Annotated in this window: 14 protein-coding genes and 2 pseudogenes; 7 read left to right on the top strand and 9 right to left on the bottom strand. The window is 52.5% G+C overall.

Going from position 1 to position 15553, the window contains the following annotated elements:
* The coding region (locus tag CKL79_RS20380; RefSeq protein ID WP_141242259.1) for a transposase at nt 1-510 on the top strand (510 nt) is incomplete at its 5' end.
* Between the two features lie 37 nt (nt 511-547).
* Here CKL79_RS20380 and CKL79_RS20385 read toward each other — a convergent pair.
* The 5 genes and pseudogenes from CKL79_RS20385 to CKL79_RS20405 form a co-directional block, all read right to left on the bottom strand.
* A pseudogene (locus CKL79_RS20385) lies at nt 548-1231 on the bottom strand (bile acid:sodium symporter); the annotation flags it as partial.
* Nucleotides 1231-2490 (bottom strand): organoarsenical effux MFS transporter ArsJ, encoded by a 1260-nt coding sequence (gene arsJ, locus CKL79_RS20390; protein WP_121971389.1) that lies wholly within the window; start codon nt 2488-2490, stop codon nt 1231-1233. The pseudogene CKL79_RS20385 and the gene arsJ, both read right to left, overlap by 1 nt.
* A 64-nt stretch (nt 2491-2554) precedes the next feature.
* Nucleotides 2555-3565, bottom strand: a complete 1011-nt coding sequence (locus tag CKL79_RS20395; protein WP_121971390.1) for an ArsJ-associated glyceraldehyde-3-phosphate dehydrogenase — start codon at nt 3563-3565, stop codon at nt 2555-2557.
* Nucleotides 3566-3589: 24 nt separating this feature from the next.
* Complete coding sequence (locus CKL79_RS20400) at nt 3590-4636, bottom strand: PstS family phosphate ABC transporter substrate-binding protein (protein WP_121971391.1); 1047 nt, start codon at nt 4634-4636, stop codon at nt 3590-3592.
* Between the two features lie 119 nt (nt 4637-4755).
* The gene (locus CKL79_RS20405; RefSeq protein WP_121971392.1) at nt 4756-5070 is read right to left on the bottom strand and encodes a metalloregulator ArsR/SmtB family transcription factor; all 315 of its coding nucleotides are present in this window, start codon (nt 5068-5070) and stop codon (nt 4756-4758) included.
* Between the two features lie 100 nt (nt 5071-5170).
* Here CKL79_RS20405 and CKL79_RS20410 point away from each other — a divergent pair.
* Nucleotides 5171-5386: pseudogene (locus CKL79_RS20410) on the top strand (YnfA family protein); the annotation flags it as partial.
* 62 nt (nt 5387-5448) lie between these two features.
* On the opposite strand, the gene CKL79_RS20415 reads toward CKL79_RS20410, so the two are convergent.
* Both CKL79_RS20415 and CKL79_RS20420 read right to left on the bottom strand, forming a co-directional pair.
* Nucleotides 5449-6063 (bottom strand): DUF3105 domain-containing protein, encoded by a 615-nt coding sequence (locus tag CKL79_RS20415; RefSeq protein ID WP_121971394.1) that lies wholly within the window; start codon nt 6061-6063, stop codon nt 5449-5451.
* 36 nt (nt 6064-6099) lie between these two features.
* Nucleotides 6100-6612, bottom strand: a complete 513-nt coding sequence (locus CKL79_RS20420) for a DUF411 domain-containing protein (RefSeq protein WP_170944138.1) — start codon at nt 6610-6612, stop codon at nt 6100-6102.
* 284 nt (nt 6613-6896) lie between these two features.
* Here CKL79_RS20420 and rppA point away from each other — a divergent pair, with 284 nt between their 5' ends.
* Nucleotides 6897-7586 (top strand): two-component system response regulator RppA, encoded by a 690-nt coding sequence (gene rppA / locus CKL79_RS20425; protein ID WP_121971396.1) that lies wholly within the window; start codon nt 6897-6899, stop codon nt 7584-7586.
* Between the two features lies 1 nt (nt 7587).
* Nucleotides 7588-8982 (top strand): two-component system sensor histidine kinase RppB, encoded by a 1395-nt coding sequence (gene rppB / locus CKL79_RS20430; protein WP_240518998.1) that lies wholly within the window; start codon nt 7588-7590, stop codon nt 8980-8982.
* Here the strand turns inward: rppB and CKL79_RS20435 are convergent.
* On the bottom strand, nt 8963-9316 hold the full coding sequence (locus CKL79_RS20435; protein WP_121971398.1) for a DUF5615 family PIN-like protein: 354 nt from the start codon (nt 9314-9316) through the stop codon (nt 8963-8965). The genes rppB and CKL79_RS20435 overlap by 20 nt on opposite strands.
* Complete coding sequence (locus tag CKL79_RS20440) at nt 9313-9645, bottom strand: DUF433 domain-containing protein (RefSeq protein ID WP_121971399.1); 333 nt, start codon at nt 9643-9645, stop codon at nt 9313-9315. The genes CKL79_RS20435 and CKL79_RS20440 overlap by 4 nt, the downstream gene beginning before the upstream one ends.
* Nucleotides 9646-9852: 207 nt before the next feature.
* On the opposite strand from CKL79_RS20440, the gene CKL79_RS20445 reads away from it, so the two are divergent.
* From CKL79_RS20445 to CKL79_RS20455, 3 genes are read left to right on the top strand one after another with little or no spacing between them, the layout of a single operon-like run.
* Complete coding sequence (locus CKL79_RS20445) at nt 9853-11628, top strand: efflux RND transporter periplasmic adaptor subunit (protein ID WP_121971400.1); 1776 nt, start codon at nt 9853-9855, stop codon at nt 11626-11628.
* Between the two features lie 44 nt (nt 11629-11672).
* Nucleotides 11673-12152: a FixH family protein gene (locus tag CKL79_RS20450; protein WP_121971401.1), complete on the top strand. Its 480-nt coding sequence runs from the start codon at nt 11673-11675 to the stop codon at nt 12150-12152.
* A 6-nt stretch (nt 12153-12158) separates the two neighbouring features.
* The gene (locus CKL79_RS20455) at nt 12159-15323 is read left to right on the top strand and encodes an efflux RND transporter permease subunit (protein WP_121971402.1); all 3165 of its coding nucleotides are present in this window, start codon (nt 12159-12161) and stop codon (nt 15321-15323) included.
* Nucleotides 15324-15553: the final 230 nt, after the last annotated feature.

The raw sequence follows: 15553 nt of genomic DNA on the forward strand, positions 1-15553 counted from the left end.
CTGAAGTTTCTCAGAAACGAGAAAGTGGGTTTTCTATTTGGGGTAGCGAATAATCGGCTGGTCTCGGTAGAGCGTGGAACGTCAGTGCAGATAGGGACTCTAGAGATTACAGCTGATGGCTTGATGGTCTATCTCAAGGCATTTGGCTGGGTCAAAGTGTTTTGTGCGCCGTTCAAAAACGAGCAGCGATATTACATCTTGTATCGACCAGACTTAGAGGCTTTGAAACAGCTCTCACGAGAGACCTTTAAGCAAGTTCATAGTGAGCATTGGCAGATTGAATGTTTTCATAGAGTGATTAAACAGGTGTGTAATATCGAGCGCTTTTATGTGCGAGATGAACAGGCTATTCGTAATCACGTTTTTTGTGCACTACGTGCTTTTTGCAAGCTACAGACGATGTGCATCAAAGGGATCATCAACAACTGCTATGAGATATCGCGTCAGCTATTTGTGCCGGTCATTCGCCAGTTTATTCTAGAAAACGTGGAGGAAACTGCTTTCGCCTAGCATTGTCACACTGTATTTGTCAATGCGTAACTCCTATAATCCACGTACGAGACACCGCGCCTGCCAGTAGCGGCAATCCTACATAAATCAGCACAGAGAGCACGATAGTTTCCCAAGGCACAATCAAGTTGTTCGAGGCCAGCAGCCATCCACCCAGCGGTGCGTACAGAAAGAGCATCGCCAAAGAATTAACCGCTACCATCACCAACGTATGGCCTTGGTTGCTGTACGACAAATAGCCCCACATCAGCACCATCGCTGTACAGGGCGCAATCCCTAGCAAAATGGTGCCTGCAATGTAGGAATCGGCTAGCGGCACCTCAATGCCTCTAATCACCTCAGACCCAATAATGAGCGGGCGAAACAACCAGCCCAAGAAAAACTGGGTAAATGCCACCATTGTAAAGGGTTTAATCAGCCAGTTAACAACCAGTGTGAGGAGAACAGGCTTCGGCGTCTTAGCGGCTTGCTTCGCCTGAGAAAAGTCAATTTTCTTCATGATGGGATACATCATGAAGAATAGGCAGATGGCAATCGGCATCGATACTTGATAAATGCTCATGGCATCTAAAGCTTCTGCAATGCCAGGGAAGAATCGCCCCAAAACAATGCCTGCTAAAATGCAAAAGAAGACCCAAAGGGTTAAATACCGCTCAAAGAGATTAAGCTTTCCGCCTGCTTGATCTGCCTTGGCGGGTGCTTGAGAAGGTTGGTTAGCCATTAGCTGCCTCCTTGTTTTTGAGCGATCGCCTGCGCCGCCTGCGGGTCTGGTAATCTCAACGTCACCAGCTCTGCCAAGACCACAAAAACAGCCGACACCCAGAGGCAGCCTACTAATCCATATCGCTGGAAGACCAACCCAGAGAGCACGGTGCCCGCTAGCCTGCCGCCAGAGTTCGCCATGTAGTAAAAGCCCACATTCAGCGCCACCTTGTCATCTTGGCTGTAGGCCAGCACCAGATAAGAGTGAACTGCTGAATTAAAAGCAAAAACAACGCCAAAAATAGTCAGCCCGATAATAATGGTTTGCCCTGCCGGACGGCCCATCTGCAGCGCAATTGCGATCGCCGCTGGCACAGCCATCAAAATCCCTGTCCAAAAGCGAATCGTGCTTGCCTGCGGCGCTCGGCCTGAGCCAATGCGTCTTAGCAGCGTCGGGGCAAATGACTGCACTAGGCCGTAGCCAATCACCCAAATTGCCAAAAAACCACCAACTTGTTCAAACGACCAGTTCAAAGTGCCGTAGAGAAATACGGGCAGAGCGACCACAAACCAAACATCTCGCGCCCCAAATAAGAAAAACCGCGCAGCAGAAAGAATGTTGATCTCTTTACTTTTAGAAAATAGCTGGCGAAACTTTATTTTTGTTTTGACCTTACCCATGCTTGCCGGTAGCCACCAGCTTGATAACAAAACGACAAATAGCCCAACTGCCATCGCTATCAGTGCATTGGTGTAGCCAAACGTCCCCAACAGCAGACTACCTAAGAAAAAGCCCGCGCCTTTGAGCGCATTTTTTGAGCCAGTGAGAATGGCTACCCACTTGAACAAAGACGACTGCGCCTCTTGCGGAATCACTAGGCGAATGGCGCTTTTGGAACTCATTTTGGTCAGATCTTTGGCAATGCCTGAAATCGCTTGGGCGAACATGACGTAAGGAACAGCAAGCGCGATCGCCCAAGATTCATTCACCGGCGTTAGCAGCAGCAGCGCTACAATTTGCAGCGCAATGCCGCCATAGAGCGTCAGCTTAACGCCAAAGCGAGTCCCTATCCAGCCGCCAAAAAAGTTGGTGACAATGCCAAATATTTCATAAAACAAAAACAGCATGGCCACTTCCAAAGGCGTGTAGCCAAGCGTATGAAAATACAGCAGCACCAGCATTCGCAGGGCCCCGTCAGTAATTGTAAAGCCCCAATAGGCGAGCGTCACTAGCGCATAGTTGCGAACCCCGGCTTGATCAAAAGATGAAGCATTCATATTGATTAAATGAGTGGGTTAATGAGTGCCTTAAGCGGGCTGAGCAGTTCAAATTACGCACACCTTATGTTAAAGAAAGAGCCACTTTTTTCGCCAGCTCGGCCATGCGGTTAGAATATCCCCACTCGTTGTCGTACCAAGCCAATACCTTCACCTGCGTGTCATCGACCACCATCGTAGAGAGCCCGTCAATAATAGATGAACGCGGATCGTCCTTGTAGTCAATCGAAACTAGCGGGCGCTCTTCATAACCTAAAATACCGCTCAGCTCTCCAGCTGCCGCCATTTGAAACAAACGATTGACCTCTTCAACACCAGTTGGCCTCTGCACTTCAAACACGCAGTCCGTCAGCGAAGCATTGAGTAAAGGCACTCGCACTGCCAGTCCATTGAGCTTGCCATGAAGCTCAGGAAAAATGGCGCTAATGGCAGTTGCAGAGCCTGTTGTCGTTGGAATTAAAGAAAGGCTGTTGGCCCTTGCTCGCCGCAAATCTTTATGAGGCGCATCGACAATGGTTTGAGTATTGGTAATGTCGTGAATGGTTGTAATGACGCCGTGCTTGATCCCGACCTCTTCGTGAATAACTTTCACCACGGGCGCGAGGCAGTTGGTGGTGCAAGAAGCGGCGGTTAGCAAGTGATGCTCATCAGGATTATATAAACTGTCGTTCACGCCCATCACAACATTGAGCGCGCCTTCTTTGACCGGAGCGGCCACGATCACTTTTTTCACGCCATGCTTAAAGTAAGGCTCCAACTGCTCAAGCGTGCGAAACTTACCTGAGCATTCCAACACCACGTCAATGCCCAAGCTTTCCCAAGGAATTTCGGCAGGTGTTTTGCATGAGCTAAAGCTCAAAGCCTTTCCATCTATCAAAAACCGCTCCTCGCCCGCTGCCGTCACCTCCAGCGGCCACCGGCCATGCACCGAATCAAACTTCAACAGGTGAGCCGCCGCCGCCGTGCCCCCTTTTATCTCGTTGACATGGACAAACTCTAAATCAGGCCAGCCCCAAGCCGCCCGTAAAACCAGCCGACCAATGCGGCCAAACCCATTAATCGCCACTCGTACCATTTGAGTCCTTGTATTTTTATACTTCTAAAATTCTCGATCTGCTTTCACTAACGCTTCAATGGTGAGATCAGTGGGTGCTTCTCCACCGAAGACTGTCCCAATTCGCCTGTCAGTAAAATGCTCAAAAGCGACGTTATAAGCTTCATTGGGTAGTGGCACATAGCCGACAACCTCCGCTAGAAAACGCACGTTGTTCAGGTAATACTCTATAAACGACAGCAGCGCCGGATTTGACTCAGCCGCATCAGCATTCACGTAAATAAACAGCGGTCGGGTCAGAGGCTGATATTCTCCACTCTGAACCGTCTCATCAGAAGGCAGCACCGGCCCATTACCCGAATCAATCGCAACTGCCTTTAGCTGCTTACGATTTTCATCGAAATAAGCGTAGCCGAAAAAACCTAGTGCATCGGGGTCTTGACGAACCGCCCGTACGATTAGTTCGTCATTGACCTGAGCGGCATAGTCACTTCGGCTGGCCTTCGACTCACCTACGACTGCTTCCGTAAAGTAGTCGTAAGTACCGGATTCGACATCGGCTCCATGTAAATTAAGAGGACGCTCCGGCCAGCTATTGCGAACCTCACTCCATTCCATCACCTCACCTTCAGCCGCTGGTTCCCACATTGTTTTAAGTTCTTCAACCGTCAAGCTATCGGCCCAGTCGTTCTCTGGATTAACGACGATCGTTAAAGCATCGAAGGCAACCGGAATTTCGATATACTCAACGCCGTTTGCCTTACAGGTCTCCATTTCGGCTTCCAGGATAGGCCGAGAAGCATTATTAATATCTGTTTCACCGGCACAAAACTTCTTGAAGCCGCCCCCAGTCCCAGAAAACTCAACTGAGATATCAGGCGCATCCTCGCCCTTCTCAAATTTCAGCTCTCTGACCACCTCATCCGTCAATGGGTAGACCGTACTTGACCCATCAATTTTGATTGAACTAGCTTCGGCAGATACTGCTTCATCTGGTGGCGGCTCTGAGATGGGCGCTTGAGTCGTGGAGCAACCGGCTAGCAGGGCCAGAATAACCCAGTGCAGAGGCCGTTTTCGGAGTTGAATAGCCATGACATTTCACCCATTCCAAAATCGACTAACGATCTAGTCGCTTCAAGTATAGTTGAAATGTAAGACAGGAAACTAGGACTTTTCAGAAAATTACTTCAATTAGAATTAGTCAGCCCGATCTAGTCAGGGCAAGTTCGAGCGGGCAAAATTGGGCTAAAGCGGCGAAATTCTGAGATGTACTGCTCTAGCACGATGAACTGCTGTAAGTTCAGGCGGTAGTAAATCCATCGTCCTTCTTGTCTGCCTTCGATCAGACCTACCTCACGCAGGGTTTTGAGGTGGAAGGACAGCTTAGACTGTGTGATGCCAAGCGCTTTGGCGATATCGCAGGCGCAGAGTTCGCGATCGCGCAGCAGCTCGACAATCTGAACGCGATAGCCATCAGAAAATGCCTGAAACAGCGGTACGATAGCAGGCTGGGTAGCAGTCTTCATTCTTATCCACTAAGTCTTCTTGAAATGATAACGCCTTCCAGCGCACCCCAGCATAGCTCTCTATGATAAGCAGGTATATAGTTTCAGGTTGATCAGAACGATGGCTCTATTTCAATCACTGCTTTACTTCGTCATCGCAGGGCTTTGTGAAATTGACGGTGGCTATTTGGTCTGGTTATGGCTGCGTGAAGGCCAAGGGTTTTCAGTTGCGATTTCAGGCTGGCTCTTGCTCATCCTCTATGGCGTTATTCCTACGCTACAGCCCACCCACTTTAGCCGAACCTACGCAGCCTATGGCGGCGTCTTTATCGTTATAAAAGGGCTACAGCCTTAGCGGGAGTTTCTGTACGACTACTCATTTAATCCCGAAATGAAAAATCATCGCACCGGGTTCTCAGGGCCGCGTCCGCGATACTCATCAATAAAGCTGGCCGCTGCTTCAGGGTTGAACTGCGCTAGGTTTAGCTGCTTTGTCCAAGCCGTGAGCACGACGCTTTCGCCTAAGCCCGCTTTGGGGGTGACCACAACGCCATCCCACGCCCCCGGAAACTGATCGGCCCAGCTCTCTAGTGCTTTAGTCGCTTCCGCACCTGGTTGGTCGTAGTACACAACAATATTGCCGTGCTCCAGAGAATGCACTAGCTGCTCTGGCCGCTGCGCTTGCGAATAAACGCCCGGTGCTACAGGGGTAGGATCGTGAGGGCCAGAAGTTGGAAAGTCGTTTTCATAGTCCACCGATTCCCCTGGGGCAACATGCTTGCGCCCCTCGTCAGGTGAGGTTTCGACAGCAGTCAAAGCGGCCTCTCCTTCAGCGGTATTGGGCTCAAAAGCAACCTGATCTGGTCGGTTTCGGTATGCCAAAATCGCAATCAAGCCGATCATGAACACCGCTAACCCAACTGGCCCCAGCATCACTTTAAGAAAGTTGGGGCGATTGGAAGTGCGGCGTCTTGACCTTGCTCTATTTGCCCTGTTTTTGAGTTGTTCGTTCATTTCGCTTTGGTTTCGACTAGGTCTTTTCAAGTAGGACTATGAGTGTTCAGAAAAAGCAGCCGTTTCGCCCGACTCTGTAAAAGAGAAGACGGTGTAAGGCTCGACAGAATCACCCGACTCCATGCCTGGTGAACCTACTGGCATTCCAGGAACGGCAATCCCTGCAATATCCGGTTTTTCAGTGAGTAGCCGCCGCACGTCTGCCGCAGGAACATGCCCTTCAATCACATAGTCGCCGACAACGGTGGTATGGCAGGAGGACAGGCTATCTGGAACACCGTACTGCTGCTTGATTGCGCTCATGTCTTCGGTGATTTCGTCCTTCACCTGAAAGCCTGCGGCCTCAGCGTGCGCTATCCACTGACCGCAGCAGCTACAGGTTGGGCTCCGAAAGACGGTGATTTCGCTCACCAGAGCAGCCTGCGCACTAGAGACATTTTCTGTAGCCGCAAGATCTGTCTCTTTGGCGGCTGAGCAGCCCGCTAACACTAGGCCAGCAATAGCCAAGCTGACCACAAAAATCTTTGATTTAGAGACTTGATGACGCATGGGTACCTCTGACATTTGACTGAACGCATTTGACTGAACGCAATAGAGCGGGAATGAGTCTACATATCTGAACCAACCAGCATGACAGACAATTGTGAAATGGAAATGAAACGGGCTTGACTCTATTGCCAACTGGAGGGTTTAAGCTGCGATCGCCCTTTATTTAGGACAGTTCATTTAGGACAGTTCTGCTGAGTTAGGAACGCTTCTCATCACGGTTTGCTTCTCATCAAGGCTTATAGTGTAGCCACTCGCTGCCGGTACTGACCTGTCCTCTGTTTGCTATGCGCATTCTTTTAGCTGAAGATGAACCCGATTTGGGTAAAGCAATCAAGCGCACCCTGATCCAGGAGGCGTACGTCGTGGATTGGGCGCAGTCGGGAGATGAGGCGCTTAACTTTTTAGAGCACGATGTCTCTCTCTATACGGTCGGCGTGTTTGACTGGGCGCTGCCCGGAATGACCGGCGTTGAACTTTGTCGGTGGCTGCGACGATACCAGCACGCTTTGCCCGTTTTGATGCTGACCGCTCGGGACAAAATTGAAGATCGCATCGCCGGACTAGATGCGGGCGCAGATGACTACCTGGTGAAGCCTTTTAGTATGGCTGAGCTGTTGGCAAGGCTGCGAGCGCTCAGGCGCAGAAGCCCTGAATTTAAGCCCGCTCAGATCCAGCGGGGGCCGCTGCTGTTGGATTGCGATCGCCGCATCGCCATTCTCCATCCTGGTGAAGCGAGAGAGCAGCCGATAGAACTCACCCAAAAAGAGTTTTTACTGCTGCTATACCTGATGGAGCACCCCAACCAAATTCTCAGCCGCGAGCAGGTGCTAAACCAGCTATGGGAGTTTGGCGGTGAACCGAGCAGTAACGTCGTCGCCGCTCAGATGCGGTTGCTGCGGCGTAAGCTAGGAAAATATGACGCGCTGATTGAGACTGTGTATGGCATGGGATATCGTTTCAACCCTTCGGAATAGAATGCCTAAGCCGCCGCGCCATCCAACTCAAAATCAGCTTTTTCGCCAGTCCCGGCTTCAGCTTGCCGTTTGGTATACCGGCGTGATGGGGGCGATTTTGACGCTGTTGGGACTGGGGGTGTACCGGGCGATCGCCCATGCCCATGAGATTACCATTGACCGCGAAATCAAGTCGGTCGCCGATGCCGTTCACGATGCGATAGAAGCGAATATCTCTAGCCCGGCCCAGTTAGACCAGGTATCGCCTCAGCTTCTGCCGGATCTATGCCTATCAGAAGAGGCTTGCACTCAGCCGATAACCGGGTCACCTCACCACCTGCAAAGAACCTATCAGTACGACTACTACATTCGCATTGTCGATCCGGCTGGCAACCTGTTGGCAAGCGGTGGTATTCGCCCGGCAGGACTACCGCTGACAGCGCCTTCTCCGCCCTGGCAAACCCTACAAGATGAAAGCGGTCAGGAGTATCACCAGGTGGCGATCGCGCTAGAAAGCGACAGTCCACAAGCCTGGGCCTATCTGCTAATCGGACGCTCCTTTGAGGATTTTAATCGATATTTAACCTCAGTCCGCTGGAGCCTATTAATCGGGCTATTGCTAGCGCTAGCGGTCGTGACCATTGCGAGCTGGTGGCTGTCGGGCCTCGCCATGCGACCGATCTACCAGTCCTACAATCAGATCCAGCAGTTCACAGCCGATGCCGCGCACGAACTGCGAACCCCGCTAGCCGCCATTCGTGCCACGGTAGAATCGGTGCTCCGCCTGCCTGAGCTTTCAGAAGCAGAGGCGCAGGAAACGCTCACGGTGATCAATCGCCAAAGTTACCGGCTAACAACGCTGGTGAGCGATCTGCTGCTGCTTTCTCGGCTCGACAGCGAACAGCGCCCGCTGATTAAAAAGCCCTGTTGTTTGCAGGATTTACTGAGCGATATTAATGAGGAAATGGCAGCTTTCGCGATATCTGAAGGCATCACGCTCGCTGTCGATTTTCACTCTCCAGTTCCTTTGACTGTACTGGGCGATGAAGAACAACTGTACCGGCTGGTGCTGAACCTGGTAAACAATGCCATCACCTATACGCCAGCAGGCGGTCAGGTGACGCTCACCCTCAAGCACACTCAGCAACAGGCAGTAATTTCAGTGCGCGATACGGGTATTGGCATTGCACCTGATCACCAGGAGAAAATATTTGACAGGTTTTATCGGGTGGATGCGGCCCGGTCGGGGCAATCGGGGAGTTCTGGGTTGGGATTGGCGATCGCGAGTGCGATCGCGAAAGCTCACGGTGGAAGTATCACTGCTACCAGTCAACCCGACCAAGGGAGTACCTTCCTCTTCACCCTCCCAGTTTCAATGCAGACTTCACCTTTAAGCTTCAAAAAGGGAAGGTCATAATCTGGTCAATCCATTCCTCAGAGGTAGACGCTTCCCAAATAAGAATGAGCGCATCAATGGCTGCTCCGATTGGGAGACGTTGTGAAATGACAAACACGCCCGCACTTGTCTGAGTCGTGATGAATTGACCGAACTCGGTCGGCATCGTTTTACGATCATGTGTGACAAGCACTCTGTTATCGTGCGCCGCGATTGCTAGCACTTCTGGATCTTTCATACCTTCAAGCCCAGCTTCATTGGCGGACCGAAAGTCCAGATCAGGCTGCTTGCTTGTCATCCCTACGACAATAGATTGCCTGAGATCAGCGTCGGCTTGAAATCGAACTCTTGTCATACTGCACTTGATTTTTCAGTCTGTGCTGCCTTGAGTTTTTGATATAGCAAGGAGTTCTGTTCTCTGCAGCGGTGCTGTAGCTGCTGAAACTCAGCTTTGTCCTCTTCTAAATACGTATCGATCAATGCTCGGTTAGCCAGATAGAAAGTAATCGTTCCATAAACGTCTTCAAGTGATAGTAGAGGGAAGTTTTGAGCAATGCTTTCAGGCGATTCTCCGTTCAAAAAAGAATAGACCACTGAATCGAGTGAAATGCGGGTTGCCCCGACCCAATACCCACCATCTCGCTGCTCTACATAAGGCTTTGCAAGGATAGGAGATAACGTCATCAAAGCCCTCCAAGGCTGTCAATTAAATTCTACAGGGACAAAGCCGATTAGAACGAGTCCGCTTTCACAGATCCGGTACTTTCACGGCTTTTGACTGCTCTCATCCCAATTTCACTCCCATTTCATAATCAGCCTCTACACTGTTCAGAACGGTGCGGTTAGCGTCAGGCTGTCCAACGCCGAATTCATGCTGGTGTCACTGTGTCGATGAATCATTTGCCCGAGTCAACTGAAACGCCCGTACCGCCAGATCAGACACCACCAATAGCTGAGGAGTCATTGGCGATCGCTCCAACTGCCTCAACCGCCGAATCCGAAGATCCCCCGTCTGCGCCCTGGTGGAAAACCTCTCGCAAGGCGCTGCTGGGATTAGGCGTATTCACAGGACTTGCCACCCTTATCTTAGCGATGACCAGCCTGTTCAAGATGGACATGAACGGCATGGAAGGCCACGACATGGGCGGCATGGACATGAACGGTATGTCTATGGACGACATGATGGGGGTCGATGGCGCGTTTAATGCCACCCCGGTCACGGTCGAAGAAGTGCAGCCCGGAAAGCTGGATGTGAGCGTGAACTATACCGGCGCGATTTATCCCTACACGGAAGTGACCGTGTATCCGCGCGTGGCGGGGCAGCTTTCTAACTATGAAGTGTATCCGGGCGATCGCGTGACCGCCGGACAAACGCTGGCCAGCCTCGATGCGCTGGAGCGGGTTTCGCAAACGGGTGAAGCTGAGGCGGCGGCGACTGCGCTACGAGCCGATGTAGAAGCGACCCGCGCCGAGGTCGAGGAGCAGCGGCAGCAGATCGATCAGGTGCAGGCCGACCTGGAATATCTGCGGCTTCAGCGCGATCGCTTTGCCAGTCTTACCGCTGCCGGAGCCACACCGCAGGATCAGTACGATCTGCTGGTCTCTCAGGTGCAGGGCAAAGAGTCGATGCTACAAGGAGCCCGTGCCAAGCTCGCCCGCTTACAGTCGCAAGTCGTGAGTGATCAGGCCCAGGCCAACCGCGCCCAGGCTCAGCTTGGCAGCGCTTCGGCCTTTGAAGGCTACACTCAAATCACCTCTCCTATCGGCGGGATTGTGCAAGAGAGAATGGCCGACCCGGGCGTCGTTGTGCAGCCGGGGATGGGGATTTTTAAAATCGGGGACTATCAGCGGGTGCGACTGCGAGCCAACGTAGCGCAGCAGGATGCAAGCCGGATTCGGGTGGGCACGCCGATCCTGGCGAAAATTCCGGGTACAGAGTCGGCTGGGGTTGTTCGTGGCCAAATTACCAGCATTTTTCCGCAGACCGATATGACCACCCGCACGGTGACGGTTGAAGCCGTAGTCGATAATCCCAATCAACAGCTTCTCTCTGGTCAGTTTGTGGAGATGGAGATTATCACCGAGCAGCGGGCGAGTGCGCTTTCAGTGCCGCAAAAGGCGCTGGCAGAGTTTAACGGCGAACCGGCAGTGTGGGTGGTGAATGGTGAGAATGCGCAGCGCAAAGCAGTGACGACGGGGCTGACGAGCAGCGATCGCGTTGAAATTACGAGCGGGTTGGAAGCGGGCGATCGCGTCATTGTCTCCGGTCACAGCCGCCTGTTGGAGGACAGCAAAGTCGCAATTTTCGATGGCGCAGGCAATCCTATCGAGGGTTTTACCAGCAATACTGGCAGCAATCTCGAAGTCGCATTGGTCGGTACTGACGCTGTAAAGTCTGGCAGTAAGGCTGACTTTACTATTCTCCTGAAGGATGGAGAGAGCGGGGAACCGATGGCGATCGCCCCGGATAATCTGACGGTAGACCTGACGATGCCGATGAAAAACATGGCCCCAATGAGCGCCAAGGTCGACCTCGAACCGGCGGATCGGCCTGGCGAATTCAAAATCAACACCTTTTTGGGCATGAAAGGCGACTGGACACTCGAAGCCACCGTCACCGATGCCGAACAAGCTGGCACAGCCCGCCTCAGCCTGCCAGCCAAATAGCGTTCGCTTCTCACACCTGTTCTTTTACTTTTGTTAGTAGACCTATGAAGAAACTGTTTTTTAGCTTGATTGCTCTCAGCGTTGTTGCAACGGGTTGCGCTTCCAACTCAGCGCCCGATACCGCCGCCGCGCCCGATGCTGCCGAGACTTCCGCAGCCATGACCGGTGAGATGGATGGAATGGAAGGCATGCTTTCCATGCCTTCCACCAGTGAAGGCGACTATGAATTCACGCTGGTGAGTCCTGAGGCTGTGTCGACTGGCGATGCAGAAGTGGTGGTGGCAGTCAAAGATGCAGCGACTGGCGAACCCGTGGCGACAGATGATCTGGCGGTAGATATCTACATGATGCCGATGGAGGGGATGGAAAGAATGGCGACCGAATCGGAAGTCACTCCTGGCTCAGAGCCCGGTACGTACAGTGTCAAAACCTATTTGGGCATGGCTGGCCCCTGGGTAGTGCACTCTGTTTTAGAGGAAGACGGAAAAGAAGGCGTCGGTCATCTCCTCGTTGAGGCTCAGTAGCCCCCTATGAAAGAGTTCCTCACCCGCTGGTCGATTAAAAATCCTGTTGTTGTCGCTGCTTTTTACATTGCGGTGGTGATGATGTCGGTGCTGACACTGATGCTGCTGCCGGTGCGGATGATGCCCTACGTCGAGAGTCCGCTGGTCTCTGTGGTGACCATGGCTCCAGGGTCTTCTCCGGCGGAGGTGGAAGCCTATATCAGTAAGCCCATTGAGCAGCGGCTGAGCGTGCTGGACGGCGTACGGTTTATTCGCTCTAGCTCGCAGCAGGACAGCTCTCTGGTGACTATTCAGTTTGCCTGGGGCGGCAATATCGACAAAGCCGTGCAGTCTGTCCAGAGCGTGATGACCGCTGCCGAGGGCGACCTTCAGCTCGACGGGATCAACTCGCGTACTTACTGGGTTCTGCCCATCGATCCGCTCAATCGGCCTGTACTGACGCTGGCGATCAAAGGCGACGGCTGGGACCCTTTGCAGCTTAGAGAGTTTGCCGACAATGTTCTCGTTGATCGCCTGACTCAGGTAGAGAATGTGCAGGCGGTTTCTATTTTTGGAGGCTACCGCAGGCAGCTTCAGATTATCGTAGATCGACAGCAGCTAGCGGCTTACAGCCTCTCTATTTTGCAGGTGCGCGATGCGATTGACGCGAACAATGTCAGTCAGGGGGCCGGGGTGCTCACTCAGGGCGACAGCGAGATTTTAGTTCGCACAGCCGAGCGAACCCTGAATGCGACAGCGGTGATGAGCTACCCCATTCTGGAGCAGGATGGCCGGGTGGTGTACGTGCGCGATGTGGCTACAGTCAAAGACACCTACGAAGAGCGGCGCAGTGGCTACCGGTACAATGGCGAATCGGCCCTGGCGGTGAACATCATTCAAAAGCCAGACTCTAGCTCGCCGCAGGTGATTGAGAAGATTCGAGCAGAATTAGAGAAAATTAAAGCAGAGTATCCAGGGGTAGCCTTTCAGGAAGCTTACGACAACTCGTATCTGGTCGATCTCATTCTTAGCAGTACTTTTCAGGAGCTGTTGGTTAGCGTCGTGCTGGCGGGATTTGTGATTTTAGTTTTCCTGGAAGACTTCCGCGCTACGGCGCTCATCATGATCTCCATTCCGACCAGTTTGGCGCTGTCTACGCTGCCGTTCATCCCTATCGGCATGTCGCTCAATTCCTCTACGCTAATTGGCATGATGATGGCCATTGGTAAGCTAGTCGATGACTCGATTATTGTGCTCGATTCTATCGATCAAAAGCTGAAGCAGGGGTTTGTGCCCATGCAGGCGTCGATTAAGGGCACAGGCGAAGTCTTTTTGGCGAGTGCGGCGGCAAGCTGTGTGATGATTGCGGCGCTGCTGCCGACGATTCTGGCGGGCGGACTGACGGGCCTGATGTTTGTTGGGATTGTCTGGCCGATGGTGTTTGCCTTTATCGCGTCGCTGCTGGTATCGATTACGCTAATTCCGCTGGTGGCTGCGTTTGCGCTGAAGCCCTACTCAGCCAAGCTGCAGCGACGCACCTGGTTGCAGAAGCTGACGACGCCTGTGCGCTACGGGTTTCGCAGGCTGGAGCGGGGCTACGCCTGGCTGTTGGATATCTGCATGAAAAATAGAGAGATTACGCTGGCGATCGCCGGCGCTTCGGTGGTGCTGGCAATCTCCTTGTACAGCTTTATCCCTCAGGAGATGATGCCGCTGGGCGACTCGGGCCAGTTTATGGCAACGCTGGAGATGGAGGCAGGCACCTCATTTGCAGCAACTGATACGGCAGCAGCGCAGGTAGAACAAATCATCATGCAGCAGCCAGAGGTTGAAAAAGTCTCTTCGCAAGTGGGCTTTGAGCTGACGCGCAACAGTACTTACTTCAGCGGCTACAGTATGGGCGGGGTAAATACCGCTGCGATGACGGTGACGATTATGCCCCTGACCGAGCGAAAGCGCGATATTTGGAAGATTATGGACGGCATTGCGGCTGAGGCCAAAAGCACGATCCCCGGCATTCGCCGTATTGCGATTAAGGAAATGGGAGTAGATGTGATGGCCACCTCTGCTGCGCCCATTCAGCTTGCGATTTATGGCCCTGAGCTGGAGACACTGTACCAGCTCGCAGAAGGCGTGCGAGAAATTGCCGAGGCCAATCCCGACATCATCACGCCCTTTACCAGTTCGGCGCTCTCCCAGCCCGAGTACCGGCTCAATATCGACCGCCGCCGCGCTCAGGAGCTGGGGCTAAACGTGCAAATGGTGTCACAACAGGCTTACTACGCCCTCAATGGCGGCATGACCCGGCGCTACTACAATCGGCCAAATCTGCGGCAGAACTCGATTTTGGTGCGGTATGAGGAAAGCGATCGCGCCACCCTCCAAGATCTCTCCGGCACTTACATCACCAGTGAAACCGGCCAACAGGTGCCTTTGAGCACGGTCGCAACGCTGGAGAGAGCCGAGGGGCCGACGCTGATAGAGCATGTAAACGGCAGCCGGGTGGTGTATTTGAATGGGTATTACCGAAAAAACGGCCCCGCTTCGATGGATTTGTCGATGGCGATCGCCATGCAGGCAGGCGAACAGCTCGACTTTCCCCCGGGCTATGGCATCGACTCGATGGGCGATATGACTGACATGATGACCGAATTTGCGAGACTGCTGCGGGGACTCGGCGTTTCGCTAATGCTGCTGTACCTGATTCTGGTGATTCAGTTCGGCTCATTTGTGCAGCCACTAGTGATGATGCTCTCGGTGCCCTTGCAGCTAGTCGGCGTCTTCGGGGCGCTGCTGCTGTTCAACCATACGCTGTCAACAGTGTCGATTCTAGGCATTGTTATTCTTTCAGGCATCTCGCTGTCGTCGGCAATTCTGCTGTTGGAGCTGATTTTGGCGAAGCGGAAGGAAGGGGTGCCCAGGGCGATCGCCATTCGCGAAGCAGGCCCCGTCAGACTCAAAGCCATCGTCATGACTACCTTTACCACCCTGATTGTGATTGTGCGGTTGGCCTTTTCCCCAGAAACCGGCATGGATGCCTACTCACCCATTGCTACCGTCATTCTGGGTGGATTAGTTATCTCTACGCTGCTGACGCTGGTGGTTGTGCCCGTTGTTTACTCTTTTGTGGACGATATAACTGAACTACTCAAACGGTCAAACACTAGAAAGAAGAGACCCAGACTTAGCTGATTGTTTTCAAGATGTATATAGAAGGCGTGGATGCTGACATTATCTCTAGGCTCTCCACTGTTTGTATGCTAGTACTCGGTGCTGTTTAAAATGGAATCGATTGAGTTAAGTCTCCCTGAAATTTAAGCTGTCCTAGGAGTTACGCATTGACAGCAAAACGAAACTATGGTCAAGCGAAAGTAGCTTCTGTTACGTTTTCTAGAATAAACTGTCGAATGACGGGGACAAAG

The organism is Leptolyngbya sp. BC1307 (assembly GCF_002286735.1).
Taxonomy (GTDB): domain Bacteria; phylum Cyanobacteriota; class Cyanobacteriia; order Phormidesmidales; family Phormidesmidaceae; genus Phormidesmis.

Bases quoted from the DNA above. Each gene is read 5' to 3' on its own strand.
- CKL79_RS20400 (WP_121971391.1), bottom strand. From the start codon at position 4,636: ATGGCTATTCAACTCCGAAAACGGCCTCTGCACTGGGTTATTCTGGCC.
- CKL79_RS20405 (WP_121971392.1), bottom strand. From the start codon at position 5,070: ATGAAGACTGCTACCCAGCCTGCTATCGTACCGCTGTTTCAGGCATTT.
- CKL79_RS20445 (WP_121971400.1), top strand. From the start codon at position 9,853: ATGAATCATTTGCCCGAGTCAACTGAAACGCCCGTACCGCCAGATCAG.
- CKL79_RS20420 (WP_170944138.1), bottom strand. From the start codon at position 6,612: ATGCGTCATCAAGTCTCTAAATCAAAGATTTTTGTGGTCAGCTTGGCT.
- CKL79_RS20435 (WP_121971398.1), bottom strand. From the start codon at position 9,316: ATGACAAGAGTTCGATTTCAAGCCGACGCTGATCTCAGGCAATCTATT.
- CKL79_RS20395 (WP_121971390.1), bottom strand. From the start codon at position 3,565: ATGGTACGAGTGGCGATTAATGGGTTTGGCCGCATTGGTCGGCTGGTT.
- rppA (WP_121971396.1), top strand. From the start codon at position 6,897: ATGCGCATTCTTTTAGCTGAAGATGAACCCGATTTGGGTAAAGCAATC.
- CKL79_RS20455 (WP_121971402.1), top strand. From the start codon at position 12,159: ATGAAAGAGTTCCTCACCCGCTGGTCGATTAAAAATCCTGTTGTTGTC.
- rppB (WP_240518998.1), top strand. From the start codon at position 7,588: ATGCCTAAGCCGCCGCGCCATCCAACTCAAAATCAGCTTTTTCGCCAG.
- arsJ (WP_121971389.1), bottom strand. From the start codon at position 2,490: ATGAATGCTTCATCTTTTGATCAAGCCGGGGTTCGCAACTATGCGCTA.
- CKL79_RS20415 (WP_121971394.1), bottom strand. From the start codon at position 6,063: ATGAACGAACAACTCAAAAACAGGGCAAATAGAGCAAGGTCAAGACGC.
- CKL79_RS20440 (WP_121971399.1), bottom strand. From the start codon at position 9,645: ATGACGTTATCTCCTATCCTTGCAAAGCCTTATGTAGAGCAGCGAGAT.
- CKL79_RS20450 (WP_121971401.1), top strand. From the start codon at position 11,673: ATGAAGAAACTGTTTTTTAGCTTGATTGCTCTCAGCGTTGTTGCAACG.